General features: G+C 70.4%; 21 protein-coding genes. 6 read left to right on the top strand and 15 right to left on the bottom strand.

The features are described 5' to 3' along the window. The 3 genes from ACVFYP_RS01800 to ACVFYP_RS01790 are packed head-to-tail and all read right to left on the bottom strand — an operon-like array spanning position 1 to position 2,074. Positions 1-330 carry a non-heme iron oxygenase ferredoxin subunit gene (locus tag ACVFYP_RS01800; protein ID WP_499198407.1) on the bottom strand — a complete coding sequence of 110 codons (330 nt, stop codon included), beginning with the start codon at positions 328-330 and terminating at the stop codon, positions 1-3. Then, on the bottom strand, positions 330-1,259 hold the full coding sequence (locus tag ACVFYP_RS01795; RefSeq protein WP_499198406.1) for a dihydroorotate dehydrogenase: 930 nt from the start codon (positions 1,257-1,259) through the stop codon (positions 330-332). The genes ACVFYP_RS01800 and ACVFYP_RS01795 overlap by 1 nt, the downstream gene beginning before the upstream one ends. Then, positions 1,253-2,074: a dihydroorotate dehydrogenase electron transfer subunit gene (locus ACVFYP_RS01790; protein WP_499198405.1), complete on the bottom strand. Its 822-nt coding sequence runs from the start codon at positions 2,072-2,074 to the stop codon at positions 1,253-1,255. The genes ACVFYP_RS01795 and ACVFYP_RS01790 overlap by 7 nt, the downstream gene beginning before the upstream one ends. A 173-nt stretch (positions 2,075-2,247) precedes the next feature. Between ACVFYP_RS01790 and ACVFYP_RS01785 the strand changes: the two genes are divergently transcribed. Then, positions 2,248-4,608: an ATP-binding protein gene (locus tag ACVFYP_RS01785; RefSeq protein WP_499198404.1), complete on the top strand. Its 2,361-nt coding sequence runs from the start codon at positions 2,248-2,250 to the stop codon at positions 4,606-4,608. A gap of 3 nt (positions 4,609-4,611) precedes the next feature. Here the strand turns inward: ACVFYP_RS01785 and ACVFYP_RS01780 are convergent, their stop codons facing one another. Further along, positions 4,612-5,634 (bottom strand): hypothetical protein, encoded by a 1,023-nt coding sequence (locus ACVFYP_RS01780; RefSeq protein ID WP_499198403.1) that lies wholly within the window; start codon positions 5,632-5,634, stop codon positions 4,612-4,614. Between the two features lie 122 nt (positions 5,635-5,756). Here ACVFYP_RS01780 and ACVFYP_RS01775 point away from each other — a divergent pair, with 122 nt between their 5' ends. Further along, the gene (locus tag ACVFYP_RS01775; protein ID WP_499198402.1) at positions 5,757-7,058 is read left to right on the top strand and encodes a Zn-dependent hydrolase; all 1,302 of its coding nucleotides are present in this window, start codon (positions 5,757-5,759) and stop codon (positions 7,056-7,058) included. Then, complete coding sequence (locus ACVFYP_RS01770) at positions 7,055-7,732, top strand: orotate phosphoribosyltransferase (RefSeq protein WP_499198401.1); 678 nt, start codon at positions 7,055-7,057, stop codon at positions 7,730-7,732. The genes ACVFYP_RS01775 and ACVFYP_RS01770 overlap by 4 nt, the downstream gene beginning before the upstream one ends. Position 7,733: 1 nt before the next feature. On the opposite strand, the gene ACVFYP_RS01765 is transcribed toward ACVFYP_RS01770, so the two are convergent. The 8 genes from ACVFYP_RS01765 to ACVFYP_RS01730 form a co-directional block, all read right to left on the bottom strand. Beyond that, positions 7,734-8,186, bottom strand: coding sequence for a Pvc16 family protein (locus tag ACVFYP_RS01765; protein ID WP_499198400.1), 453 nt, complete (start codon positions 8,184-8,186; stop codon positions 7,734-7,736). 145 nt (positions 8,187-8,331) lie between these two features. Then, the gene (locus tag ACVFYP_RS01760; RefSeq protein WP_499198399.1) at positions 8,332-9,912 is read right to left on the bottom strand and encodes an ABC transporter substrate-binding protein; all 1,581 of its coding nucleotides are present in this window, start codon (positions 9,910-9,912) and stop codon (positions 8,332-8,334) included. 89 nt (positions 9,913-10,001) lie between these two features. Beyond that, the gene (locus ACVFYP_RS01755) at positions 10,002-11,828 is read right to left on the bottom strand and encodes a CocE/NonD family hydrolase (RefSeq protein ID WP_499198398.1); all 1,827 of its coding nucleotides are present in this window, start codon (positions 11,826-11,828) and stop codon (positions 10,002-10,004) included. A gap of 2 nt (positions 11,829-11,830) precedes the next feature. Further along, on the bottom strand, positions 11,831-13,390 hold the full coding sequence (locus tag ACVFYP_RS01750; protein ID WP_499198397.1) for an ABC transporter substrate-binding protein: 1,560 nt from the start codon (positions 13,388-13,390) through the stop codon (positions 11,831-11,833). 82 nt (positions 13,391-13,472) lie between these two features. Further along, positions 13,473-14,444, bottom strand: a complete 972-nt coding sequence (locus tag ACVFYP_RS01745; protein WP_499198396.1) for a Bug family tripartite tricarboxylate transporter substrate binding protein — start codon at positions 14,442-14,444, stop codon at positions 13,473-13,475. Between the two features lie 63 nt (positions 14,445-14,507). After that, positions 14,508-15,356, bottom strand: coding sequence for an IclR family transcriptional regulator (locus tag ACVFYP_RS01740; protein WP_499198395.1), 849 nt, complete (start codon positions 15,354-15,356; stop codon positions 14,508-14,510). 117 nt (positions 15,357-15,473) lie between these two features. Next, complete coding sequence (locus ACVFYP_RS01735; RefSeq protein ID WP_499198394.1) at positions 15,474-16,145, bottom strand: SDR family NAD(P)-dependent oxidoreductase; 672 nt, start codon at positions 16,143-16,145, stop codon at positions 15,474-15,476. Beyond that, the gene (locus ACVFYP_RS01730; protein ID WP_499198393.1) at positions 16,145-16,918 is read right to left on the bottom strand and encodes an enoyl-CoA hydratase/isomerase family protein; all 774 of its coding nucleotides are present in this window, start codon (positions 16,916-16,918) and stop codon (positions 16,145-16,147) included. The genes ACVFYP_RS01735 and ACVFYP_RS01730 overlap by 1 nt, the downstream gene beginning before the upstream one ends. 61 nt (positions 16,919-16,979) lie before the next feature. On the opposite strand from ACVFYP_RS01730, the gene ACVFYP_RS01725 reads away from it, so the two are divergent. Then, positions 16,980-18,443: a class I adenylate-forming enzyme family protein gene (locus ACVFYP_RS01725; protein ID WP_499198392.1), complete on the top strand. Its 1,464-nt coding sequence runs from the start codon at positions 16,980-16,982 to the stop codon at positions 18,441-18,443. Here ACVFYP_RS01725 and ACVFYP_RS01720 read toward each other — a convergent pair. From ACVFYP_RS01720 to ACVFYP_RS01710, 3 genes are read right to left on the bottom strand one after another with little or no spacing between them, the layout of a single operon-like run. Continuing rightward, on the bottom strand, positions 18,440-19,468 hold the full coding sequence (locus ACVFYP_RS01720) for a membrane dipeptidase (protein ID WP_499198391.1): 1,029 nt from the start codon (positions 19,466-19,468) through the stop codon (positions 18,440-18,442). The genes ACVFYP_RS01725 and ACVFYP_RS01720 overlap by 4 nt on opposite strands. Next, a complete protein-coding gene (locus ACVFYP_RS01715) occupies positions 19,465-20,061 on the bottom strand; it encodes a 2-hydroxychromene-2-carboxylate isomerase (RefSeq protein ID WP_499198390.1) in 597 nt (198 codons plus the stop codon). Before ACVFYP_RS01715 ends, ACVFYP_RS01720 begins: the two co-directional genes overlap by 4 nt. After that, positions 20,048-21,487 carry an NAD(P)-binding domain-containing protein gene (locus ACVFYP_RS01710; protein ID WP_499198389.1) on the bottom strand — a complete coding sequence of 480 codons (1,440 nt, stop codon included), beginning with the start codon at positions 21,485-21,487 and terminating at the stop codon, positions 20,048-20,050. Before ACVFYP_RS01710 ends, ACVFYP_RS01715 begins: the two co-directional genes overlap by 14 nt. 209 nt (positions 21,488-21,696) lie before the next feature. On the opposite strand from ACVFYP_RS01710, the gene ACVFYP_RS01705 reads away from it, so the two are divergent. Further along, the gene (locus ACVFYP_RS01705; protein ID WP_499198388.1) at positions 21,697-23,097 is read left to right on the top strand and encodes a xylulokinase; all 1,401 of its coding nucleotides are present in this window, start codon (positions 21,697-21,699) and stop codon (positions 23,095-23,097) included. A 46-nt stretch (positions 23,098-23,143) separates the two neighbouring features. Continuing rightward, on the top strand, positions 23,144-24,109 hold the full coding sequence (locus ACVFYP_RS01700; RefSeq protein WP_499198387.1) for an ABC transporter permease: 966 nt from the start codon (positions 23,144-23,146) through the stop codon (positions 24,107-24,109). Positions 24,110-24,111: the final 2 nt, after the last annotated feature.

Here is a 24,111-nt window from a genome sequence, read left to right as displayed (position 1 = left end):
TCAGTCCGCCACCCGGCCCAGCTCGGGGTCGATCCAGATGGCGCCGTCCCGCAGCACCGCGTCCCAGACCTGCACCGCCTCCCGGCACGGCAGGCGGGTGGCGCGGCCGGTGCGGATGTCGAAGCGGCCGCGATGGGCCTCGCAGACCACCTCCCCGCCCTCCACCGGGCTCAGGCCGAGATGGCCGGGGCCATGGGTGCAGGCATTGGCCATCACGAAGAAGGCGCCATCGAGCCGGAAGACGGCGAAGTCGCCGATCTCCGTCTCCACCCGCCGCCCCTCCCCTTCCGGCACCTCCGCCTGGGCACAGAGCCGCAATGCCTCCGCCATCACTCCGCCGCCGGCCGCAGCCGCCCCGGCAGGGCCAGCCCGGTCAGGTCCGACACGCGCGCAAAACCGCGCCGGGCGCAAAAGGCCGAAAGACCGTCGAGCACGGCCAGCAAGGCGGTGGGGCTGACAAAGCTGGCGGTGCCGACCTGCACCGCGCTGGCGCCGGCCATCAGGAATTCCACCGCATCCTCCGCCGTGGTGATGCCGCCCACTCCGATCACGGGAATCCGCACCGCCTGGGCGCATTGCCAGACCAGACGCAGCGCGATCGGCTTGAAGGCAGGCCCCGAGAACCCGCCCATCCCGGCACCCAGCTTCGGCGCCATACGGTCGATGTCGATGGCGAGCCCCAGAATGGTATTGGCCACCACCACCGCATCCGCCCCCGCCGCCTCCACCGCGCGGGCCACGGCGGCGATATCGGCGGTATTGGGCGACAGCTTGGCCCAGATCGGCAGGGCGCAGGCAGCGCGCATGGCGGCAATGGCCGCACCCGCCGTCTCCGGATGCATGGCGAAGGCGCGGCCATCCTCCTCCAGATTCGGGCAGGAGATATTGGCCTCGATCGCCGCCACCCCGGGGGTTGCCGCCAGCCGCGCCGCGGCTTCTGAGAAGGCGGCCACGGTATCGGCCGAGAGGCTGACCACCAGCGGCGCGGCGATGCGGCGCCATTCCGGCATGGCGTGTTCGATGAAATGCGGCAGCCCCTTGCCGGGAATCCCGATGGAATTCAGCACCCCGGCCTCCGTCTCGCAGAGCCGCGGCAGGGCATTCCCCTCCCGGTACTGGGGCGTGACGGATTTGGTGACCAGCGCGCCGAGCCGGTTCAGGTCGAAGACCTGCGCCAGTTCCGGCCCGAAGGTGCCAGAGGCCGGCATCACCGGATTGGCCAGCGTCATCCCGCCGATGCGGACGGCCAGATCTACCATGCCAGCGCCGCCTGCAGGTCGAAGACCGGCCCCTCGGCGCAGACCCGCAGATTCACCACCTGGCCATCCGGCGCCCGGATCTGCCGCACGCAGCAGAAACACATGCCCAGCCCGCAGCCCATCTGCTGTTCCAGCGCGATCTGGCCGGGAATGCCGTATTCGGCCGCCAGCCGCTGCAACAGCAGGAACAGCCGGTTGGACCCGCAGGTGAAGACCGCGTCCGGCCGCGTCGGACCCTCGAAGGCTTTCCGCAGCAGGGCCTCCATCGCCGGCACCGCGCTCGACCTGTCGCTGTCGAAGACGGCGGTGATGGCGGCACCGGATTCGCCCACGAATTCCGCCGCCATCAGATCCTCCGGCGCCTGCGCCGAGAGCACCGCCTGCACCGCGATGCCCTGGGCGGCTGCGGCCTCCGTCAGCGGCGCGAGGGTGGCGAGGCCGACGCCGCGCGCCAGGATCAGGATGCGCCGCCAGGCCGGGTCCAGGGTGAATCCCTGCCCCAATGGCCCGACCACGGACAGCTGGTCCCCCGGCCGCAGCGCCGCCAGCGCCGTGGTCCCACGCCCCTTCACATGCAGCAGGAAGCCCAGCTCCCGGCCCGGCCCGCAGCGCCAGATGCTCATCGGCCGCCGCAGATAGGGGCCGTTGCCCGCCCCGTCCCGGCACAGCAGATGAAAAAACTGCCCGGGACGGCTGGCCGCCGACAGGGCTGGCGCGTTGAGCATCAGCCGATGATAACGCCGCCCGACCGGCGCGCTCTCCAGCACCGGCAGTGCTGCCTCCGTTACGGGAAAGCCAGTCGGGCCGAGATCCATGCCTGTCCCATCCATTTGCAGCCCGGATGTTCGGGCCGACGTGGGCGAAGTCAAGCAAGAGGGAGGCCGCATGCCACCGGCATGGATGACGCGGCTTCCCATTATCGGCATCCTGGCGGTCCCGAGGGTCGGTCCGGTCCCGACTGGTCGGGATGGGTTGTGGAAAGGTGATGATGGCCGGGACGATGCAAGCGGAACCGACACGGCCGCATACGCCGCTGGCGGCGGCCTTCGCCCGGATCGAGCGCCTGGCGCGCGCCGTGCCGGGGGTGGAGGAGGCTCGCATCCTGCTGCGGCAGGACAGTTTCGACACCGCCGGCCCCGGCATCACCGAGGATGTCCCGCTGTGCCTGCCGGATGGCACCCGGCTGGGCACGCTGCGCCTGCGCCATGCTGCGCCGCTGATGGCGGCACAGCGGGCCGCCATCGCCGATCTGGCCGCCATCGCGATGGATGCGCTGGACCTGCAGGCCGAAGTCGCCACCCGGCAGCGCGAATTGGACCAGCTGGCCCTGCGCGAGCGGCTGCTGCGCCTGGTGGCCGATGCGCCCAGCCTGGCCCAGGCGCTGGACGCCACCATGGCGGCGCTGCGCGAGGCCACTGACAGCGTTCTGTGCCTGTGCTTCCGCATCGCCCAGGACGGCGAACATCTGCAACTCGTCGCCGGCCAGGCCAGCACGCCGGAGCTGACCGAGGCCTATCTCGACCACCTCCGCCACACCGTGGTGCGCATCGACAACTCCCTGGCGGGGCTGGTCGCCAGCAGTGGCGAGCAGCAGGTCATCCGCGCCATCGATGCGGCGGTGCAGCGCCGCTTCCCGAACATCAGCCTTTCGGTCCGATCAGGAATCAAATCCCAGATCATCACCCCGGTATCACTCGGCCCGGAACGCTTCGCCTTCAGCGTCGGCTTCGCCACCGAACGCGCCGAGTTGGAAGACATCGCCGGCATGCTGCTGGGCCTGGCCGGCAGCCTGCGGCCGCTGCTGCGCCGCCTGCACGATGCCGAGGAAATCGCGCTGAGCGAGGAAAGGCTGCGCCTGGTGGCGCGCGCCACCGGCGAGGTCATCTGGGACTGGGACCTGGCGGAGGACAGGCTGAGCTGGGGCGAAGGCCTGGAAGCGCGATTCGGCCACGTCCTGCCGCCCGGCCCCTGCGAGACGGGATGGTGGGAGGCACGGATTGCGCCGGAGGACAGGGATCGTGTGGTCGCCACAAGGCGCGCAGTGGCGCGGTCCGGCGACACGCTCTGGTCGGCGGAATACCAGTTCCGCAAGGCGGATGGCGGGCTGGCCCTGGTGGCCGATCGCGGCTTCGTCATCCGCGACCCGTCCGGCCGGTCGCGGCGCATGGTGGGCAGCATGCTGGACATCACCCAGCGGCGGCAGATGGAAGACCAGCTTCGGCAGTCGCAGCGCCTGGACGCCATCGGCCGGCTGACCGGTGGCGTGGCGCATGACTTCAACAACCTGCTGGCGGTCATCATCGGCAATGCGGAGCTGTTGCAGGAGCAGCCCGGGCTGGATGCCGAACTCCGGCACGGAATCGACGTGATCCATGCCGCCGCCGAACGCGGGGCGGAGCTGACCAGCCGGCTGCTCAGCTTCGCCCGGCTGCATCCGATCGCGCCCCGCAGCACCGATGTGAACCGGCTGCTGGCGCAGATGCAGCCCCTGCTGCGCCGGCTGTTCGCGGCGCAGATCCAGCTGGAGCTGGTACTGCCCGAGGCGCCGCTGCCGGTGGTGATCGACGGGCCGCAACTGGAGAATGCGATCCTCAACCTCTGCATCAATGCGCGCGACGCCATGCCCGAAGGCGGCACGCTGCGCATCGAGGCCAGGCCAGTGCCCGCCGGCAATGCCGCACCGCCCCTGCCGCCGGGGGAGCATGTGGCCATCACCGTCAGCGACACCGGCGCCGGCATGAGCGAGGAGGTCGCCGCCCGCGCCTTCGAACCCTTCTTCACCACCAAAGCCTTCGGCAAGGGCAGCGGCCTTGGGCTCAGCATGGTCTTCGGTTTCATCAGCCAGTCGAATGGCCATGTCACCCTGGCCTCCGCACCCGGCCAGGGCACCCGGGTGACTCTGCACCTGCCGCGCGCCAGCGAGCCCGCGGAAACCGAGGCCCAGGCGCCATCGCAAACCGCATCCGCCGCGCCGGCCAGCGCCTGTATCCTGCTGGTGGAAGACGGCCCGGCGCTGCGCCAGACCGCGACGGCGCAGCTGCAGCGGTTGGGTTATGAGGTGCTGGCGGCGGAGGATGGGGACAGCGCGCTGGCGCTGCTGGAATCCCGCCCCGGGGTCGATCTGCTGTTCACCGATATCGTCATGCCGGGTCGGCTGAACGGCTATCAACTGGCCCGACTGGCGACGGCGCGGCAGCCGGGGCTGCGGGTGCTGTTCACCTCCGGCCATCACGACCAGGCGCTGACCCATCACGCTGGCCACGACTTCGCCGCGCCGCTTCTGTCCAAGCCCTACCGTTTCGCGGAGCTTGCCGAACAAGTCCGCAAGGTGCTGGACGCGGCGAGCTAAGCCTTACCGCATCAGGCTGCGGTTGCGGCGCGGGGTCGGGCCGCGGAAGCGCGCCGGCGGGGCCTCCCCCAGCGGGAAGCGGAGGCCGAGCCGGCGCAGGCGGGCCTTGCGCCAGGCGATGGCGGCCAGCGCCAGGTCGCCGATCGCCAGCCCCTGCACCAGCGCCAGCAGATTGGCGGCAGGGTCCTCGCGGCCCGGTGCCAGCCCCGCCGCCAACAGCCCCAAATCCGGCCCGGCGCGTTCCGCCAGCGCCGCGGCGCTGGTGGCGCCGGCGGCGATCCAGGCGGCGGCATTGCCGTTGGGATGGCTGAGGTCGGCGGCGTCGGAGACGACCGACTGCGCCCAGCCCAGCACATCCGGCGCCAGATCGGCCTGCCCCAGCGCGATGACGGTGGCGCCGGGGCGGAGATCGGCGGCGGCGACCACCGGGGACGCGGCGCTGGACAGGGTGATGACCAGTTCCGCCTGCCGCGCCGCCTCGGCGGGGCTGGCAGCCGGGGTCAGGGCCAAGCCGTCCTGGCCCTTGGCGCAGAATTCAGCCACAGCCTCCGCGCGCCTGGCCGCCACATGCAGCGTGGTCAGGCCCGGCAGGGCCAGCGCCAGCACGGCGGGCAGATGGGCCGCGATGCGGCCGGCGCCGATCACCGCGGCGCTGGTGATGCCGGCCGGGGCCAGAAGCTTGGCGGCCAAGGCGGCGGTGGCGGCGGTGCGCAGCGACCGCAGCCACCGCGCCTCGATCAGCGCCAGCGGGCGGCCTTCCAGATCGGCCAGCCAGAACCAGTCCCGGGCGGCCTCCCCTTCCGACATCAGCCGGAAACCGGCCAGCCCGGATTCAGGCAGCACGGCACCCTTTACCCGGAACGTCGCCACCGGCGTCGCCAGGGACAGGGTGGCGGGGGTGGAGAGCACCTGCCGTGCGGCGCCGTATTCCTTCCAGGCCTCCGACACGGCATCCAGCGCCTCCTCCGCGGTCACCAGGCCATCGGCCTCACCCGTGCGGAGGATAAGAAAGTCGAGATTGTCCATGCGGCGCCCGGCCCGTTGTCGGGGCGGATGGTGGGGTGGCGGCGCGCCGATGCCAAGGGGCGCTGCCGCAGGCCTTACCCGTGCCGCTTGCGCGGCTTACGCCGCTGGGCGAGCCTGCGGCGATGGATCTGCCCGGCGCTCCCCCTCTGCCCCGAATCGCCCCCGACCTCGCCGAACTCGCCAGCCGGCTTTTTGCGGAGATGCGCGCCACCGATCATGACGGCACCGGCATCACCCGCGAAACCTATGGCCCGGCCGAAACCCTGGCGATGCGGCGGATCGAGGCGGTGGCGCGGGAGGCGGGGCTGGAGATCACCTGGGACGCCGCCGGCAATCTGCACATCACCCTGCCCGGCACCGACCCCACTTTGCCCGCCGCCGCCTGCGGCTCCCACCTCGACAGCGTGCCGCAGGGCGGCAATTTCGATGGCGCGGCGGGGGTGATCGCGGGGCTGCTGGCCCTGCTCGGCGCCCAGCGGGCCGGGCCAAGGGCGCGCAGCCTGAAGCTGCTGGTGCTGCGGGGGGAGGAAAGCGCCTGGTATGGTCGGCCCTATCTCGGCTCCTCCGCCCTGTTCGGCAGCTTCGATCCGACCTGGCTCGACCTGCCCTGCCTTCAGGACCCGTCCCTGAAACTGCGCGACGCCATGGCGCGGGAGGGGGTGGATGTCGCCACCGTCGCCGCCCGGCAACAGCTGCTGGACCCCCGGAGCCTGTCGCATTTCGTGGAACTGCATATCGAACAGGGGCCGGTGATGGTGGCGCGCGGCGTGCCGGTCGGCCTCGTCTCCGGCATCCGCGGCAATTTCCGGCACCCGGCGGCGCGCTGCCTGGGGGAGGCCGCACATTCCGGCGCGGTGCCGCGCTGGCTGCGGCGGGATGCGGTGCTGGGGGCGGCCGACCTCGCCATGCGGCTCGACGCCACCTGGCGCACCCTGCTGGAACGCGGCGAGGACCTGGTGATGACTTTTGGGATTTTCACCACGGACCCGCGCGAACACGCCATGACGCGGGTGCCCGGTGAAGTGCGTTTCACCCTGGAATACCGCAGCGAAAGCGAGCGCACGCTGGAGGATTTCCGGCAGCTTGCCGAGGCCGAGGCCAGCGAGATCGCGCGGGAACGCCGCGTGCGGATCGAATTGGGCGCGGCCGTGCGCACGCCACCCGCCGTGATGGATGCGCGGCTGCTGGAGCTGGCGCGGCACATCTGCACCGAAGGCGGCATGCCGCACGAAGTGCTGGCCAGCGGCGCGGGCCATGACGCCGCGATCTTCGCCAATGCCGGCGTGTCCAGCGCCATGGTCTTCGTGCGCAACGAGCACGGCAGCCACAACCCGCATGAGGCGATGGAGATGGCCGATTTTCTCGAAGGCGCCGCGGTGCTGCAGGCCATCCTGCTGCAAGGCGCGGAGGTGTTGCGCGCATGACCCCGGACCCCGAGATCGGCCGCCGCACCGCGCGCATCCTGCTCGACACCGGCAGCATCCTGCTGCGGCCGGATCGGCCCTTCATGCTGTCCTCCGGCTGGGCCAGCCCGGCCTATCTCGACATGCCGCGGGCACTCTCCTTCCCGCTGGCGCGACGGGCGCTGCTGGCGGGGGCGGAGGACCGCATTCTGGCGGAAGTCGGCTTCGACGGCTTCGACGCGGTGGCGGCAACGGAGCAGGGCGGCATCGCCATCGGTGCCATGCTGGCCGAGCGCTTTCATCTGCCTTTCGTCACCGTGCGCAAGCGTGCCCAGGGATTCGGGGCCGATGCCCATATCGAGGGCGCCCTGAAGCCCGGCGCGCGCACCCTGCTGGTCAGCGACGTCACCACGGACGGCCGCAGCAAGGCCGGCTACAGCCGCGCCTTGACCCGCGCCGGGGCGGAGGTCACGCAGATCTTCGTGCTGTTCAAATGGGGCATTTTTGACCGCGTGGTGACCGACATCGCGGATGTCGGCGCGCGGTTGTTCGCGCTGGCGACCTGGGAAGACGTGCTGCCGGAGGCCGAGGCGCGCGGCGCGCTGCCGCCCGCGACCCTGGCGGAGCTGCGGCGCTACCTGGCCGATCCCTTCGCCTGGTCGGCGGCGCATGGCGGGCTGGCAGCGCCAGGCTGAGTCAGCCCTTCACCTCCACGCCGGAGACCGCGATCAGCGCGCCGCAGCGCAGCGTCTCCCGCAGCGCGGTCCAGGCCATGGCCATCTCCGCCAGCGGCGCGGACAGCAGCGACACGTTGAGCCGGGCGCCGGACGGCGTCTCCAGAACCGGGTTGCCATGCAGCACGGCCAGCGCCGCGCCGAGGGCGGTCTGCGCCGCCATTTCCTCCCCGTCCTCCGCCGTCAGCAGATAGACCAGTTCCAGCCCCAGATCGGGCCGGGCGGCGCGGGTGCCCTGCGGATCGAAGCCGAGCGGGCGGTTGGCGTGGCGCGCATCGGGCCGCAGATGCAGCAGCCGCAGCGCGATCCCCTCCGCCCCCTCCGCCGGGGAGAGCATGACCGGATGCGACGGCTCCAGCCGGTCGCGCAGCAGCGCGACCAACGCGGCGGAGGCCTCGGCAATCGCCCCGCTCATCGGACGCCCGTTTGGTCGTGGCCGGTCATCGCCTGGTCTCCCGCTGTGTCACGCCATGCTGCGGCCGGCCGGCCGGCCCGGCAAGCGCGCAGCAAAAAGGCCCGCCCTTGTGAGGGCGGGCCTTCGCGGATGGCGCAAGCGTCGATCAGCGCCGCATGCGGACGTGGCGCAGTTCGAGATCCTCATTCGACCGCAGCGGCAGTTCCGCCACCGTGTCGCGCACCGCAAAAATCTGCGGCTCCTGGTGCAGCGGGATCATCGGCAGCAGTTCCTGGAACCGCGCCCAGTACTGGCCGGACAGGTCCTGGCGCTTTGCCTGGTCGGTCTCCACTGCGATCTGGCGCAGCAGTTCCGCCATGCGGTCGTCCTGGAAACCGCCCCAGTTGAACGACCCCTCGCCCAGCAATTCGCGCCCCGGATTGGTGATGTCGAAATTCCCGGGCGTCCAGCCGAGCATGTAGAACATGTATTCCTTGTTCGCGCCGCGCTGGAGGAAGCGGGTGAAGGGAATGCTGTCCAGCCGCGCCTGGATGCCGACGCGCTGCAACATGCCGATCACGGCCTGGCAGATCGCCTCGTCATTCACGTAGCGGTTGTTGGGGCAGCTCAGCGTGATGGGGAAGCCATTCGGGAAGCCGGCTTCCGTCAGCAGGCGTCGCGCGGCCGCCGCATCGAAGGGTAGGCGCTGGTTCTGCGATTCGACGAAACCGCTGATCGCGGTGCCCACCGGCAGGCCGGCGGCGATGGTGGAATTGCGCAGGATCACGCGGGTGATCGTGCCCATGTCGATCGCCTGGTACATGGCCCGGCGGACGCGCACGTCGCGCAGCGGGTTCGGCGTGCCGGGCGCATCCGCATTCTCGGCACGGTTCACGTCGAAGGCGAAGTAGATGCTGCGCGCCGTCGGCCCCTGGATCAGGCGGAGGCCGGGCGCCTGGGAGATGCGCTGCACATCCTGCAACGGCACATGGTACATCGCGTCCAGCTCCCGCGACAGGATCGCGGCGACGCGGGTCGGCGGGCTGGCCACCGGGCGGAAGACGGCGCGGGTGATGCCGTGCTGGGCGTTGTCCCACCAGCCCGGATTCGGCACCAGCACGGTGCGCTCATCGGCCAGGCGTTCCGTCACCCGGAAGGGGCCGGTGCCGTTGGCGTTGAGCTGGACGAAGGTGCTGGTGGCGCCCGGCTGGCCGGCACGGGCCACGGCCATGGCGTTGTTCGCCTCGATCCAGGCCTTGGAGGTGATGAAGAACAGCGTCAGATCCTGCAACAGGATCGGATTCGGGCCGCGCGTCTCGAATTCCACCGTGTGGTCGTCGATGGCGCGCACCGCGGCCACGGACTGCACGACATAGGCCATGTCGTTCTGCTTCACGCGCTCCGCCGCATGCACCACATCGGCGGCCGTGAAGGCCTCCCCGCCATGGAACTTCACGTTGCGGCGCAGGTGGAAGCGCCAGGTGGTGGGGGAGGTCATCTCCCAGCGTTCGGCCAGGGCCGGGGAGAGGGAGCCATCCGGCTCGCGCCGCACCAGGGGCTCATAGACGTTGGATTTCATGGCGTTGGTCACGCCATGATTGTTGGCATGCGGGTCCAGGCCGAGGATGTCGTTGGCGGTGGCCCAGGTGAAGGTGCTGGCCTGGGCCGGCGCGCCGCCGAGCAGCGCGCCCAGCGCCAGCGCGCCGATGGCGCCGCGCAGCGTCATGCGAGTTGATTTAAGCAACATTGTGCCTTTGTCCCTGTCTTTGGCAGGGCGGCAGGATGCGCAAGGCGCTGGCATTCTGTCCAGCGCATCGCGGCATCCCCGGCCGGGCATCACCCCGCTTCGGGTGGCGCCAGCGGCAGCAGCAGGGCGGAGGGGCGGCTGGCGTCGCAGAACAGGCTGTTCACCGCCACCCGCATCCGCCGCGCCGCCCCCTCCGGCTCCCCGGTCTGGGGGTTCACGTCGTAATGGGGGAACTCGCTGGAGGCGATGTCCAGGCGGATTCGATGGCCGGCCAGGAAGCGGTTGGCGGTGGGGAACAGCTCCACGGTGATCCGCGTCGGCTCCCCCGCCACCATGGGGCGCGGCGCCGCCGGGTCGTCGCGGTAGCGGCAGCGCAGGATGCCCTCGCAGAGGTTCATGGCGAAACCCTGGGGGTAGTCGGCGCTGGCCGGATGCACATCGACCAGCTTCGCCGTGATGTCGGTGTCCGGCGCGTCGGTGGCGATCCACAGCTCCGCTGTCACCGGACCGATCACCTCCACATCGGCCTCCAGCGGCGGGGTTTGGAACACCAGCACATCGGCGCGGGAAGCGAGCGGCAGATAGGGCGGGCGGCAGCCGAAATGTCCCTCCCGTTCCCGCTGATCCATCGGCCCGCCGGTGATGACGGGCTCCATGGAGGTGATGGCGCCGCCGATGGTCGGCACCGGATGGCGCGGGTCCGAATCCCATTCGAGCGGCGGCGCCTCGGCGGCGGGCGGCGCCTCCGCCAGCCGGCCATCTGCATGCAGGTGAAACCGCGCCATGCGGGTGCCCGCAAAAGGCCAGTCGCTGCCGCTGCGCCAGCGCCCGCCATGCTCCAGCAGGCCCGCCGCGTTGCGCCGGCCGCTGCCGCCACCCATGACGAAGACGCGCACCGCCGGCTCGTCCTGCACGCCGTTGTCCTGGCCTTTCAGCCAGCGGTCGAAGAAGCGCAGCCGGAAGGCGCGCCAGTCGCCGGCCCAGGAATCGATGGTGGCCTCCGGCCCGAACTCCACCTCACCAAAGGCCGTCTGCGAGCGGTTGCCATGGGTCCAGGGCCCGAGAATCAGTGATGGTGCCCCACGGCCATGCTGCCGCAATCCGCAAAAATTCTCGGTCGCGGTGCGCGGATAGGGATCGTACCAGGACGACATATGCACGCTCGGCACCGCCGCGTAGCGGTCATGCCAACCCATCGCGAAAATGCCAAGGCGCTGCCAGTAGTCGTCGCGGGCGCCGTGTTCCCATTGCTCGAACAGGTAGTCCTCATAATCCGGCGCGTGGCGCACCGGGGAATGGCCGCGCTTCCAGGGGAAGCGGTGGAACCAGGTGACCAGATCCTCCGCCTTCAGCGCGGCTGCGCGGACGGGATCGGCCTTGGTCTCCGGCGCCAGCAGCGCCTGGTTGAAGGCCCAGCTCGCCTGCTTCAGCTCGAAAGCGCCACCCCGGCGGATGCCGCCCTGCCAGGCGTCCGAAAAACCGCCGGAATCCAGGATCTGGGCGGCGAGGCCCGGCGGGTCCAGGCAGCCCAGCGCGGCCTGGGTATGGGCGGCATAGCTGAGGCCCATGGTGCCGATACGGCCATTGCAGAAGGGCTGCGCCACGATCCAGGCGCAGCAGTCATAGCCGTCCTCGCCATCGGACAGGTATTTGACGAATTCACCCTCGCTGCCGTAGCGGCCGCGGCAATCCTGGTAGACCACGGCATAGCCGTGCTGGACGAAATACGCGGCAATCACCTCCCGCCGCTGTGGCGTCGGGTCGGCTTCCGTGCGTTCCGATCGGGACACTTCGCGCTTGCCATAGGGCGTGCGTTCCAGGATCACGGGCCAGGGGCCGTCGCCCTCCGGCAGATAGACATCCGTGGCCAGCCGCACGCCGTCGCGGCAGGTGACCATGAATTCCTCGCGGCGCATGTTCACTGCCTCGGCCGCAGGAAGGGGGCGTAGACCGCCTCCTCCACGCCGCCCTCATAGGTGAAGTTGGCGCGATGCGCCCAGACATTGTTGGGCACATGCAGGGGGATGATCGCCGTGTCCTGCTCGAAGGCCAGCCGCTGCGCCCGGCGCAGCATCGCGTCGCGCTGCGGCACATCGACCACGTTGCGCGTCTCATTCATCAGCGCGTCGAATTCCGCGCTGGCATAGCGGCCGCGATTGAGCCCGCCGAGGCCACGCGCCGCATCGAAGCTGTGCAGCACCTGGGACATGCCCAGCCAGGCATCGCCCGTGGTATGGCCGAAGCCGATCAGAAACACCGAAAATTCGCGCCGCCCGGCGCGGGTGAAGAAGACGTTGGAGGGCATCACCTCCACCCGCGCATCCAGCCCGATCCGCGCCCAGAACTGCGCCACGGCCTGCGATGTCTTGTCATCCTCGACATAGCGGTTGTTGGGCGAATGCAACGTGATGCGGAAGCCGTCTGGATAGCCCGCCTCCGCCAGCAGCCGGCGCGCCGCGGCGGCGTCGAAGGCCGGTGGGGCGAGGTCCGGATCGTAGCCGATCTGCCCTTCCACCGCGATCTGGCCGGTGGCGCTGGCGGCGCCGGAAATCACGCGATCCACGATCAGCGGCCGGTTGATGGCGATGGACAGCGCACGGCGCACGCGCGGGTCGCGCAGCGGATTGCGGGCCAGCGGGCTGCCATCCTTCGCCGTGATGAAGGGCGTCACCTCATTGCCCTGGTCCAGGCCCAGATAGATGAAGCGGGAGGAGGCGGCGCTGGTCACGCCGATCCCCGCCCGCGCCCGCAGCCGCGCGATCTCCCCAGGTGGCACCGCATCGATCAGATCCACATCGCCGGCCAGCAGCGCCGCCATGCGCGCAGCGTCATTGGACACTGGGCGGATGCTGACACGCTCGAAGGCCGGGGCCTCGCCCCAATAGGTCGGGTTGCGCTCCAGGCGGAGCTGCGACCCGGGCTGCCATTCGACGAAGCGGAAGGGACCGGAGCCGGTATTGACCCGCCCCGCATTGAAATCCTGCGTCGTTGCCGTGGCGGCGGCCCGGGCGGAGACGATCCAGGCGGTCATGCCGTTCAGCGGCACGGAGGGATCGGGCCCGCGCGAGCGCAGGCGGATGGTGCGCGCATCCACCACCTCGATCGCCGTCAGGCTGCCGGCCAGGCGAATCTGCGGCGCCGGGCTGTTCGGCACGCGCGGCATGCGTTCCAGGGAGAAGCGGATATCCTCCGCCGTCACCGGGCTGCCATCCTGGAAGCGCGCATCCGGGCGGATGCGGAATTCCCAAACATCAGGCTCCGGATTGGAGAATTCGGTCAGACCCGCCACCGGCCGCATGAAGCGGTCGGAGGCGACCAGCGGGTCGAAGACATGCCGCGCGATGGCATGGTTGGCACCGACCACGGCGAAATGCGGATCGAGCGAGGAGGTCTCGGTCTGGATCGCAATCCGCGCCTCCTGCCCCAAGGCGGGGAACGACAGCGCGGCACTGGCGAGCAGCAGGGCAAGACGGCGCATTGGGGGGTGGACTCCGTGACCAGGCGGCGAGCCTAGCCGCCCCCACCCCCGCTGTGCAGCCTGCCCGTGGCGTGATGCGCGATCAGACGGGTTCGTAGTTGACGCTGCGCAGCAATTCGCTGGCGCGGGTGATTTCCCGCCCAATGAAGGCGCGGGTGTCGGCGATGCTTTCCGTCACCGGCTCCAGCACCTGCTGGGTCAGACGCTGCACGATGGCGGGCTCGCGCATCGTTTCCTGCATCAGGGCATTCACCCGGCCGCAGATCTCGGCCGAGGTGCCCTTCGGCGCCCAGGCGCCGTACCAGGACTGGAATTCGTAGCCGGGCAGCCCGGCCTCCGCCATGGTCGGCAGGTCCGGCGCCAGAGTGGACCGGCGCGGCGCGGCGATGCCCAGGGCACGGATGCGGCCATCCGTGGTCGCCGGCAGCAGCGCGAAGGTCGGGTCGATCAGCAGCTGCGCATTGCCGCTCATCAGATCCGTCAGCGCCGGCTGCGTGCCGCGATAGGAGACCATGTTGAGATCGGCGCCGGTGCGGCGGTTGAATTCGATGGTCGCCAGATGCCCGGCGGAACCGAGCGAGGAGATGGCGATGTTCCAGGCGGCCGGGTTGGCCTTCGCGGCCGCCACCACCTCCGTCACATTGCGTTCCTGCCGGTTGCCGCTGATCACCATCACCAGCGGCGCCTGGGCGGTACGGGCCATCACCTCCAGATCCGTCATCGGATCGAAGGTCGCGCCCTTCAGCACCAGCGGCATCACCGCCGTGTTGAAGGCGGAGGCGAGGATGGTGAAGCCATCCGGCGCGGCGGAGAGCACGGCCTGGGTGCCAACCAGCCCGGCGCCGCCGGTGCGGTTTTCGGCCACCGCTGTGGCGCCCAGCTTTTCCGAGAGCTTCTGGGCGAGAAGCCGCGCCAGTGCGTCATTGGCCGCACCAGGCGGCCAGGGGCAGATCACGCGGATCGGGCGGCCATGCGGCCAACTGCCCTGGGCCTGGACGGCAGGGGCGGCCAGAAGGCCCAGCCCCGCGAGCTTCATCATCGAACGGCGTTGCATGGATGTGTCCTCCTCCGGTCTGTCAGCCGCTCGCCCCTTTGGGCTTGAAGCGGGTCGGCGTGGTTACGATCGGCCGCGCACGGCGATGGCGCCGAGCGACAGCCGCACCCCCTCCGCCAGTTCCCGCGCGATGCGCAGGGCGGCGGGGGCGGCTTCGGCGACGAAGGCGTCGATGGGCTGGCGGCTGGCGGCGATGGTCAGGCTGATGCCGGCGATGGGCGCGCCGCGCGCATCCAGCACCGGCGCGGCGACGGTGCGCAGCCCATAGGCATTCTCGCCATCCGAAACCGCGATGCCCCGCGCCCGCACCTGCGCCAGCCGGTCCTGCAGCGCCGGCAGATCGACCAGCGTGCGCTCGGAGAGCATGACGCGCGGCACCGCCTCCAACTGCGCGAGCTGGGCGTCCGGCGGCAGGAAGGCGAGCATCGCCTGGCCCAAGGCGGTGGCATAGGCGCCGATGCGGCTGCCTGGGCGGCGCACGATGCCCTGGCGTTCCAGCCCGGCCTCGACCCGCGCCAGATAGACCACCTCCCCCCGTTCCAGCACGCCGAGGGAGGCCGCATCGGCGGCGCCCGGCACCACCTCCCGCAGCAGGGCCGTGGCATGGCCGGGCAGATCGTCGGCGGAGAGCGCAGCGAAGCCCAGCTCCAGACATTTCAGGGTCAGGCGAAAGCGGCGGCTGTCCGGCACGGGGCGCAGATAGCCGAGGTCGACCAGGGTATGGACCAGGCGATAGGCGGTGCCGCGATCCAGCCCGCCGCGGGCGGCGACCTCGGCCAGGGTCAGCTCGGTGGCCTCGGCGGTGAAGGCGCGCAGCACGGCGAAGACCTTGGCGGCGGATTGCACCTGGTTCTTCGGATTGTCGACGGCCCTGGGCCGCGCTGCCGCGATCGACTTTGCCGCAAGCCCCATCTGCCGCCGTACCCCCTCACCGACGCTTATCGTATTCCGAACTTTTGTTCGGAGTATCCGGGCGAGGATGCCGCCACGCGCCCCGCGCTGTCAATCGCCCCGTCGCACGGCGGGCAATTACAAGGAGGCACCGCCACAGATCATGATCTGCTGCCCGGTGATGGCCGCCGCCTCCTCCCCCAGCAGGAAGGCGGCCAGGGCGGCGACCTCCGCCGGCGCGATATAACGGCCGATCGGTGGGGTGCGCGGTGTGTGATGGGCGCGGGCGGGGTCGCGCAGCATCGGCGTGTCGGTGACGCCGGGGGCCACCACATTCACCGTGATTCCGCGCGGCGCCAGCTCCGCCGCCCAGGACCGCGCCATGCCGACCACGGCCGCCTTGGTCGCGGCATATTGGCTGCGCCCGGCGGAGCCGCCGGAGGTGCGGCTGCCCACCAGCACCACCCGCCCGCCGGCAGCCATGCGCGGCACCAGCACATCGGCCAGCTGCGCCGCGACATCCACATGCAGGCGCCAGAGCAGCGCGCCGATCTCCGCCTGCAATTCGCCCAAGGCGGCGGCGCGCATCATGCCGGCGGCATGCACCAGCGCGGTGGGCTGCAAGCCTTCCAGCGCCGCCGGCAGGGCGGCGGCATCCAGCAGGTCCACGCTGCGATGGGTGTAATGGGGATGCTGCCAATCCGGTGCACCGCGGCTGAGGCCGGTCACCTGCCAATCATCCCGCAGCAAGCGCTGGGCGATGGCTTCCCCGATACCGGAACTGGCGCCGGTGACGATGGCGTGGCGCATCAGGCTTTGTCCTTTTCCAGAAAGCGCTGCATCACCTTCTGCGATTCGCCGTCGCTGAAGGCCTGGCGATGCAAAGCGCGGGCGGCGGCGAAGGTCTCGTCGAAGCCGGGCTGCGTCGCCTCCCGGAACCTTTGTTTGTTCAGGCGGAAGGCGAGCTTCGGCTTGGCGGCGAGTTCCTGCGCGATGCGCAGCGCCGTGGCGCGCACCTGATCCGCCGGCACCAGGTGGTGCAGCAGGCCGAGACGGTGGCATTCCTCCGCCTCCGCCATGCGGCCGGTCAGCACCATCTCGATGGCGCGCGACAGGCCGAGCATTTCGCGGATGATCCAGAAGCCGGTGGCGCTGACGATGCCGGAATTGATCTCCGGCTGGCCCATCTTCGACCCCGCATGACCGACGCGGATGTCGCATAGCAGCGCGACCTGGAAGGCGGAGCCGGCGGCGAGCCCGTTCAGCGCACAGACCAGCGGCTTCTGGAAGGCGCGTATGGCGCCATAGAGGGCACGCCATTCCTCGATCCAGTCCTCGGCCCGGTCGCCGTCGAAGGTCTTGCCTTCATTCAGGTCCTGGCCGGCGCAGAAGGCGCGTTCGCCGGCGCCGGTCAGCACCACGGCCTGCACCGCGTCATCCGCCGCCGCATCGGCCAGAAGTTCCAGCAGGCAGGCGCGCATCGGCGCGTCCCAGGCATTCAGGCGCTTCGGGCGATTCAGGGTGATGATGCGGATGCCCGCTTCCGTGCTGGCCAGCACATGGTCTTCGACGGTCTCGGACATGTTGCTCCTGCCTCTGCGCGGCGTTACCCCATCGGATAGCCGCAAACGAAGGGCGATCAAAGTGGCCGAGGGCTTTTTGGAAGTGCTGCGCCGCGAAGTGGCGGCCGAGCCGGACCGGATCTTCGCGCGCGACGGCGCGGCGCAGCTGACACTGGCGGCACTGGATGCACGGAGCGATGCGCTGGCGCACGCATTCCGATCACGCGGCATGATGCGCGGCGATCGGGTGGCGGCGGTGCTGCCGAATGCGCTGCGCTCCCTGCCCCTCGCCTATGCACTGGCCAAGGCGGGCATCGCCTGGGTGCCGCTGAACCCGCAATTGGTCGGCAATGGGCTGCGCCATGTGCTGGCGCTGACGCGACCGAAGATGATCCTCTCCGACACACCACTCGACACGACCGCTGAGGTTCTGCCGCTGGCGGCGCTGGAAGCGCCGACGGGCGCACACTTTGCGGAGCCTGTGCCGGAGCCGGCGGAGGATTTTGCCATCTGCACCACCTCCGGCACCACCGGCCCGCCCAAGGGTGTGCGCGTGTCGCACCGCATGCTGCGTCTGGCCGGCGAAGGCGTGATGCTGGTGGCGGATGCGCGGGATGGCGACGTGTTCTTCATGTGGGAGCCGCTGCACCATATCGGCGGCGCGCAGATGCTGGTGGCGCCGCTGCTGCGCCGCGTGTCGCTGCATCTGGTGCCGCGCTTCAGCGCCAGCCGCTTCTGGGACGAGGTGACGGCGGCCGGCGCGACGCATATCCATTATCTCGGTGGCATTCTGCAGATCCTGCTGAAGCAGGACCCTTCGCCGAAGGAGCGTATGCATGGGGTCCGCATCGCCTGGGGCGGCGGCTGCCCGGCGGAGCTCTGGCCGCAGGTGCAGGCACGCTTCGGTGTGAGCTTGCGCGAATGCTATGGCATGACGGAGGCTTCTTCCTTCTCCACCTTCAACGCGGATGGCGTGCCAGGATCGGTCGGCCGCGCCATGCCCTGGTTCGACGTCTCCATCTGTGACGCGGCAGGGAAGGCGCTGCCGCCCGGTGTGCGCGGCGAGATCGTGGTGCGCGCGAAGGAATCCTTGGCGCTGACGCAGGGCTATCTCGACAACCCCGCGGCGACCGCAAAGGCGTTGCGTGAGGGTGCGCTGTACACGGGCGATTCCGGCAGCCTCGACACCAACAAAAATCTGTTCTTCCACGGGCGCATGACCGACAGCGTGCGGGTGCGCGGCGAGAATGTCTCGGCCTGGGAGGTGGAGGCGGTGGCCGCGCAGCATCCCGATGTCGCGGACTGCGCCATGATCGGCGTCGCCGCCGACATCGGCGAGCAGGAGATCAAGCTGTTCCTGCAAGCGCGGGAGGGCGCCGCTATGGACCTGGCCGAAGTCTGTGCCTGGCTGGCGCCGCGCCTCGCCCGCCACCAGCGGCCACGCTACCTGGCCGTGGTCCAAAGCTTCCCGCGCACGCCGAGCCAGCGCATCCAGAAATTCGCGCTGCCGACCGGGGTGGAAGACTGTTTCGACGCGGGGCGCTAGCCGCCCCAGACGCGCTCCAGCAGCCGCAGCCAGTTGCCGCCCAGCAGCTTCAGGATGGTCTCCTCCGACCATCCGCGCCGGACCATCGCCGCGGTGATGTGCGGCATCTCGTGAATGCGGCGGATGCCGAGCGGCTTGCTGATCTTGGCATTGGCGTATTCGGTCAGCTCCCGCGCATGGCCTTTGTCGCGGCTGGCATAGATCTGGTAGGGGCCCGGGCGCGGGTGGTCCAGGCTGAAGTCGCAGCCGAGGCCCACATGATCTTCTCCCACCAAGGCGATCACATGCGCCATCGCGTCGATATAGTCCTCGACGGTGGAGTCATTGCCGCGCGCCAGGCCTGGCGAGAACAGGCTGATGCCGATAAGCCCACCGCGCGCGGCGCAGGCCTCCAGCAGCGCATCGGTCTTGTTGCGCGCCACATCATGCAGCGCGCGCGGCAGCACATGGCTGATGCAGACGGGCGCATGCGAATGAGCGATGGTGTCGAAGGCCGTCTTCTCCCCGACATGGGACAGGTCACACAGCACCCCGGCGCGGTTCATCTCATGCACCACCTCGCGCCCGAATCCCGTCAGCCCGCTATCCTGCAGTTCGAGATAGCCGGCCCCGGAGTAGTTCTGGGTGTTGTAGGTCAGCTGCATGATGCCGACGCCGAGATCCCGAAAGATCCCGATATCCTGCAACCGGTCCTCGATGGGGGAGGTGTTCTGCCAGCCGATGCTGATGCCGGTGCGGCCTTCCGCCTTCGCGGCGTGGATATCCGCCACCGTCTTCACCGGCCGCAACAGATCTGCATTCTCCTCCAGCATCCGCCGCCAGGCGAGGATGTTGTCGAGGCCGCCGCGAAGATCCTCCCAAAGCACGGAGGCCGCATTCACCGCAGTGACACCGCCCGCCGCCATCTCGGAGAAGATGGTGCGCGACCAGTTGCAGGTGGACAGCCCGTCGAAGACGACGGCGCGCGCATGCAGCGCCTTCGCGCGCGCCATGATCTCGGGGTCTTCATGCGCGAGGCCAGTCATGCGGACAGCGCCCGGTCGAGGAAGTCCAGCCGGTCCTGGCCCCAGAACAGCTCGTCGCGGAACACATAGGTCGGCGTGCCGAAGATCTTTCGCGACTCCGCCTCGGCCAGGTTCGCGTTCCAGGCGGCGACGTGTTGCGGCAAAGCGGGCTCACGCATCAGGGGCACACCGGCCTCGCCCACCGTCGCGCGCGCGATGGCGCGCAGCGTGTCCAGATCGGCGATGTCGCGATCCTCGGCCCAGAGCGCGCGCTGCACGGCGAAGCAGAATCCTTGCGCATCCAGCCCCGCTTCCTGCACCGCGATCACCGCCTGTGCCGCCGTCTCGATGGTGCGGCAGGGGTAGAATTTCGGCGTGAGCTGCAAGGGCATCCCCAAAAACTTGCGCCAGCGATCCAGCTCCAGCGCGTGATAGTCCTGCCGCGCCTGCGCCCGTGTGCGCAGCGGGATGCCGCCATTGGCCTCGATCACCTTGATTGGCCGCAGCACCAGCTTCGCGCCATGCTTCTGGGCGATCTGATACAGCTGCGGCGCGCCGAGATAGGCCCAAGGGGAGGAAATGCCGAAGAAGGCGAGGATTTCAGGCGGCTGCATCTTCGATCTTTCCCGCAAAGGGCGTCCACTCATCGCCGAGCAATTCCGGCGTGTCATAGGCTTCGAACGTCGCATAGATGCGCGCGCGGTCTTCGACGAACAGGCTGCGCACCATCGCCTCCGCGAGCCTGCGCGCGCCATCGCTGACGGAGGGGATACCGCTTGTCAGCTTGCCGTGGGTCAGCACCGCCGGGAAGGCGAAGCAGACGATGCGCTCCAGCCCCGGGCAGGCGCCGGGCGCGCGTTGCTGGAATTCGAAACCCGGGGCGAGATCGGGGGAAGTGCCGAGCATCGCATCGGCCTCCGCCGCCGGTGGCGTGTAGCTGTCCGACCAGCGGCGGATGTGCGGCGCGATACGGCGCAGCTCCGGCCGGCGCGCCGGGTCGATGTCAAAGCCCGTGGCCAGGATGAGAAAATCCAGGGTGAGCTCGAAGCGGGGCGTCACCACGCGCAGCGCGTCGTCGTCCGCGCGCGCGGACAGGATTGGGCTGGCGAAGTGAAACCGTGCATTCGCATGCCGCGACACGCGCTGCACGCTCGGGCGCGGCGCCGGCAGTTGCGCGGCATTGGCCAGCCGGAAGAAGCGCCACTTGTCGTCCATCGGCAGGCCGAGAAAGCCATGCGCCATGCCCTTGCTGCCGATGCCGGTGAACTTGTCCACGCGCGGCATTTCCGCCCGGCGGATCAGCAGATCGACGCTCGCCGCCCCCGCCTCTAGCGCGCTCGCCGCATTGTCCATGGCCGAGGCACCGGCGCCGACCACGCCAACGCGCTTGCCGGCCAGCGCCGCCATGTCGATCTCGTCGGAGGAATGTGACCAGAGATGGCGCGGCAGGTCGCGCAGCACGGCGGGCACGCCTGGCCCGCCCATGCCATCGATGCCGGTGGCCAGCACCACGCGCCGCGCCAGGATCGGCGCGCCCTCTGCCAACTCGATCCGCACAGGCGCCGTGCCATCGGGGATGATGTCGGTCACCGCCACACCATTGCGCACCGGCAGGTCCAGCACGCGACGGTACCAGACCATGTAGTCCATCCACTGGCCGCGCGGGATGCGGACCATGGCGTTCCAGGCCTCGGCGCCGAACTGCGCCTCATACCAGGCACGGAAGGTGAGCGACGGAACGCCCAGCGCGGGTCCCGCCACCTCCTTCGCCGTGCGCAGGGTGCGCATGCGCGCGGTGGTCACCCAGGGCCCTTCCCGCCCCGCCGGCGCGCGGTCCAGCACCAGCAGCCGCGTGACGCCGAGGAAGCGCAGGGCTGCGGCGGCGCAGAGGCCGGACAGGCCGGCGCCGATCACCACCACATCCAGCACGCCGGGCGGTGGCTCCGGCACCCAGGCCTTCGGCGGCAGGTTCAGCAGGGCAAGGTCGCGGGCCAGTTGCGCTTCCAGCGCCGCCAGGCCTGGGGGAGAGGCGTCGGTCATGGCGGAAAGTTTAGGCCAGCGCTGCGTCGGATGGAACTGCTTCGTCCGGCGCGAAGAAAGGAAAATACATCCTCATATGGCGATGTAAGTGGCATTTAATGCCACGATCTGCCCGATCTATAGGCCAATACATCCCCGACCGTGGGGCTGCGCGACACGCGCTGCCACGGCTTGTGCGCCCGCCACCGCCGGTCGATGGTCGCGCCGCCATGCCAGATTCCTGCATCCTCGCCTTCGACCTCGGCGGTTCCTCGCTGCGCGCCGCGCTGGTCGGGCGCGACGGCGCCCTGCTGGCGCGACACGACCAGAAGCAGCGCCTGGGGGTGGAGGCCGATGCCGAGGCCTGGTGGCACGACGTGCAGCAGGCCACCGCGGCGCTACGTGTGCAGGATGCTGCGGCCTTCGCCCGGATCGCCGCCATCGCCATCAGCGCCATCACCCGCAGCCTGGTGCCGGTGGATGCGGCGGGCCGCCCCACGCACAGGGCGCTGCTGTTCGGCGATACCCGCGCGGCCGAAACCCTGCCCGCGCTGCTGGCCCAGCTGCCGGCCGACCATCCGGAGCGGCCGCATATCAACGCCTTCCACCCGCTTGCCCGCCTGGCCTGGCTGCGCCAGACGGCGCCGGAGGCACTGGCGCGCAGCGTGGCGATTCTCGAGCCCAAGGATTTCCTCAACCTGCGCCTGACCGGGCGCGTCGCCTCAGACCGCGTGTCCTCCGCCAGGCTCGCCGCCGCCGCCGCCGCGCTGCTGCCGCGGCTGGGCCTGCCCGAAACCCTGCTGCCGCCGCTGCTGGCGCCCAGCGCCATCCTCGGCCCGCTGCTGCCCGGCGCGCTTCCCGGTCTCGGGCCGGTCCCGGTGCTGGCCATGGGCAATGACAGCTGGGCCGCCGTCGCGGGCCTCGGCGCCCTGCGGGATGGGGAGGCCTATTGCATCTCCGGCACCACGGAGGTGCTGGGCCTGCTGCATCAGGCACCGGCCACGGCCCCGGGCCTGCTGACGGTGGATTGGGACGGACTGTTCCAGATCGGCGGCCCCAGCCAACACGGAGCCGATGCGCTGGCCTGGCTGGCCGGGCTGGGTGTGGAGGTCGGGCGCGGCGACCCGCCGCCGGGCGACCCCATTCCTCTGCTGTTCCTGCCGACGCTGGCCGGGGAACGCGTGCCGCATTGGGACCCCGATCTGCGCGGTGCCTTTCTGGGGCTGCGCCGTGACCACTCAGCCCCTGACATGGCCCGCGCCGTGATGCAGGGCATCGCCTTCAACAACCGCACGGTGCTGTTGCGGGCGGAGGCGGCGGCCGGCCGCCAGGCGCGTGCACTGCGGCTCGGCGGAGGCGGCGCCACGCCGGGCTGGGCGCAGATCCGCGCCGATGTGCTGGGGCGGGACGTGCTGCTGCCCGCCACCGCCGAGCCCGGCCTGCTCGGCGCCGCCATCGTCGCCTTCGCCGCGCTGGAAGGCACCGGCCTGACGGCGATGCAGGACCAGCTCGCCCAGCCCGCCGCGCGCTTCCGGCCGGACCCGGCGCGGCACGCCACGGCCACGCGCCTGCATGCCATCTTCCAGGCGGCGGAGGCGGCCGTCGCGCCCATCTCGCGCCTGCTGGCTTGACGCGGCCGCCCCACCGCTGAGGATGGCGCCGATTCACGAGGGCGGGATGTCAGGGTTTCTCACACGCTATGGCGCGGCGATCGCGGGGCTTCTTGTCTTCGCCGGCTTCGCCCTCGCCTCCCCGGTCTTCCTCACCCCCGGCAACATGGCCGTGGTGTTCAAGGAGACGGCCTTTCTCGGCATTCTAGCGATTGGCTTCACCCTGGCGCTGACCACGGCCGAGATCGACCTGTCGGTGGCCGAGGTCGCCTCGCTGGCCGCCGTGGTGACCGGGGCGCTGGTGCATGGCGGTCACGCACCCTGGGTCGCGATGGGCGCCGGGCTGGCGGTGGGCACGGCCTGTGGCGCGGCCAATGGCATCGCCGTGACGGTGCTGCGGGTGCCGTCCCTGATCGCGACGCTGGGCACGGCGGCCATCGCCAAGGGGTTCGGCTTCATGCTGACCCAGGGCGTCGCCTTCGTCGGTCGCTGGCCCACCAGCTTCACCGGCCTGGCGCGGGGCAGCATGATGGGCCTGCCGAACCTGATCTGGTGGCTGGGCGGCGTCGGACTGGCGGCCTGGGTGCTGGTGAAATGGACCCGCCTCGGCGCGCATCTGGTCGCGACCGGGGAGGCTGATGAGGCCGCGCGGCTGGCCGGCATCCGGACCCTGTCGATGAAGCGCCTGGCGCTGACGCTGGCCGGCGCCTGTGCCGGGCTGACGGCCGTGCTGCTGGCCTCATCTCTGTCCTCCGCCGCGCCGGGCATGGCCAACGACCATTTCCTCTATGCCATCGCCGCGGTGCTGCTGGGCATGTGCATGTTCGAGCCAGGGCGGCCGAACATCCCGGGCACGATCTTCGCGGCGCTGACGCTGAAGGTGCTGGGCAATGGGCTGGTGCTGCTGGGCGCCGAATACTACTGGCAGGACATCGTGCTGGGCGCGATCATCCTCGCTTCCGTGGCCCTCTCGGCCGCCGGCATGGGCCGCGCGCCCTTCGTGAAGAAGCTGAATTTCCGGACGGGGAAATGACC

This window comes from Roseomonas sp. F4 (genome assembly GCF_053891155.1).
This window is presented reverse-complemented; position numbering and strand designations above follow the sequence as displayed.

What these genes read in the sequence shown, in the direction of transcription:
- ACVFYP_RS01770 (WP_499198401.1), top strand. Translation starts at nt 7,055, where the DNA reads ATGACCCCGGACCCCGAGATCGGCCGCCGCACCGCGCGCATCCTGCTC.
- ACVFYP_RS01715 (WP_499198390.1), bottom strand. Translation starts at nt 20,061, where the DNA reads ATGCAGCCGCCTGAAATCCTCGCCTTCTTCGGCATTTCCTCCCCTTGG.
- ACVFYP_RS01760 (WP_499198399.1), bottom strand. Translation starts at nt 9,912, where the DNA reads ATGTTGCTTAAATCAACTCGCATGACGCTGCGCGGCGCCATCGGCGCG.
- ACVFYP_RS01780 (WP_499198403.1), bottom strand. Translation starts at nt 5,634, where the DNA reads ATGGACAATCTCGACTTTCTTATCCTCCGCACGGGTGAGGCCGATGGC.
- ACVFYP_RS01785 (WP_499198404.1), top strand. Translation starts at nt 2,248, where the DNA reads ATGGCCGGGACGATGCAAGCGGAACCGACACGGCCGCATACGCCGCTG.
- ACVFYP_RS01730 (WP_499198393.1), bottom strand. Translation starts at nt 16,918, where the DNA reads ATGTCCGAGACCGTCGAAGACCATGTGCTGGCCAGCACGGAAGCGGGC.
- ACVFYP_RS01720 (WP_499198391.1), bottom strand. Translation starts at nt 19,468, where the DNA reads ATGACTGGCCTCGCGCATGAAGACCCCGAGATCATGGCGCGCGCGAAG.
- ACVFYP_RS01750 (WP_499198397.1), bottom strand. Translation starts at nt 13,390, where the DNA reads ATGCGCCGTCTTGCCCTGCTGCTCGCCAGTGCCGCGCTGTCGTTCCCC.
- ACVFYP_RS01700 (WP_499198387.1), top strand. Translation starts at nt 23,144, where the DNA reads ATGTCAGGGTTTCTCACACGCTATGGCGCGGCGATCGCGGGGCTTCTT.
- ACVFYP_RS01735 (WP_499198394.1), bottom strand. Translation starts at nt 16,145, where the DNA reads ATGCGCCACGCCATCGTCACCGGCGCCAGTTCCGGTATCGGGGAAGCC.
- ACVFYP_RS01795 (WP_499198406.1), bottom strand. Translation starts at nt 1,259, where the DNA reads ATGGTAGATCTGGCCGTCCGCATCGGCGGGATGACGCTGGCCAATCCG.
- ACVFYP_RS01775 (WP_499198402.1), top strand. Translation starts at nt 5,757, where the DNA reads ATGGATCTGCCCGGCGCTCCCCCTCTGCCCCGAATCGCCCCCGACCTC.
- ACVFYP_RS01755 (WP_499198398.1), bottom strand. Translation starts at nt 11,828, where the DNA reads ATGCGCCGCGAGGAATTCATGGTCACCTGCCGCGACGGCGTGCGGCTG.
- ACVFYP_RS01800 (WP_499198407.1), bottom strand. Translation starts at nt 330, where the DNA reads ATGGCGGAGGCATTGCGGCTCTGTGCCCAGGCGGAGGTGCCGGAAGGG.
- ACVFYP_RS01790 (WP_499198405.1), bottom strand. Translation starts at nt 2,074, where the DNA reads ATGGATCTCGGCCCGACTGGCTTTCCCGTAACGGAGGCAGCACTGCCG.
- ACVFYP_RS01710 (WP_499198389.1), bottom strand. Translation starts at nt 21,487, where the DNA reads ATGACCGACGCCTCTCCCCCAGGCCTGGCGGCGCTGGAAGCGCAACTG.
- ACVFYP_RS01765 (WP_499198400.1), bottom strand. Translation starts at nt 8,186, where the DNA reads ATGAGCGGGGCGATTGCCGAGGCCTCCGCCGCGTTGGTCGCGCTGCTG.
- ACVFYP_RS01705 (WP_499198388.1), top strand. Translation starts at nt 21,697, where the DNA reads ATGCCAGATTCCTGCATCCTCGCCTTCGACCTCGGCGGTTCCTCGCTG.
- ACVFYP_RS01740 (WP_499198395.1), bottom strand. Translation starts at nt 15,356, where the DNA reads ATGGGGCTTGCGGCAAAGTCGATCGCGGCAGCGCGGCCCAGGGCCGTC.
- ACVFYP_RS01745 (WP_499198396.1), bottom strand. Translation starts at nt 14,444, where the DNA reads ATGCAACGCCGTTCGATGATGAAGCTCGCGGGGCTGGGCCTTCTGGCC.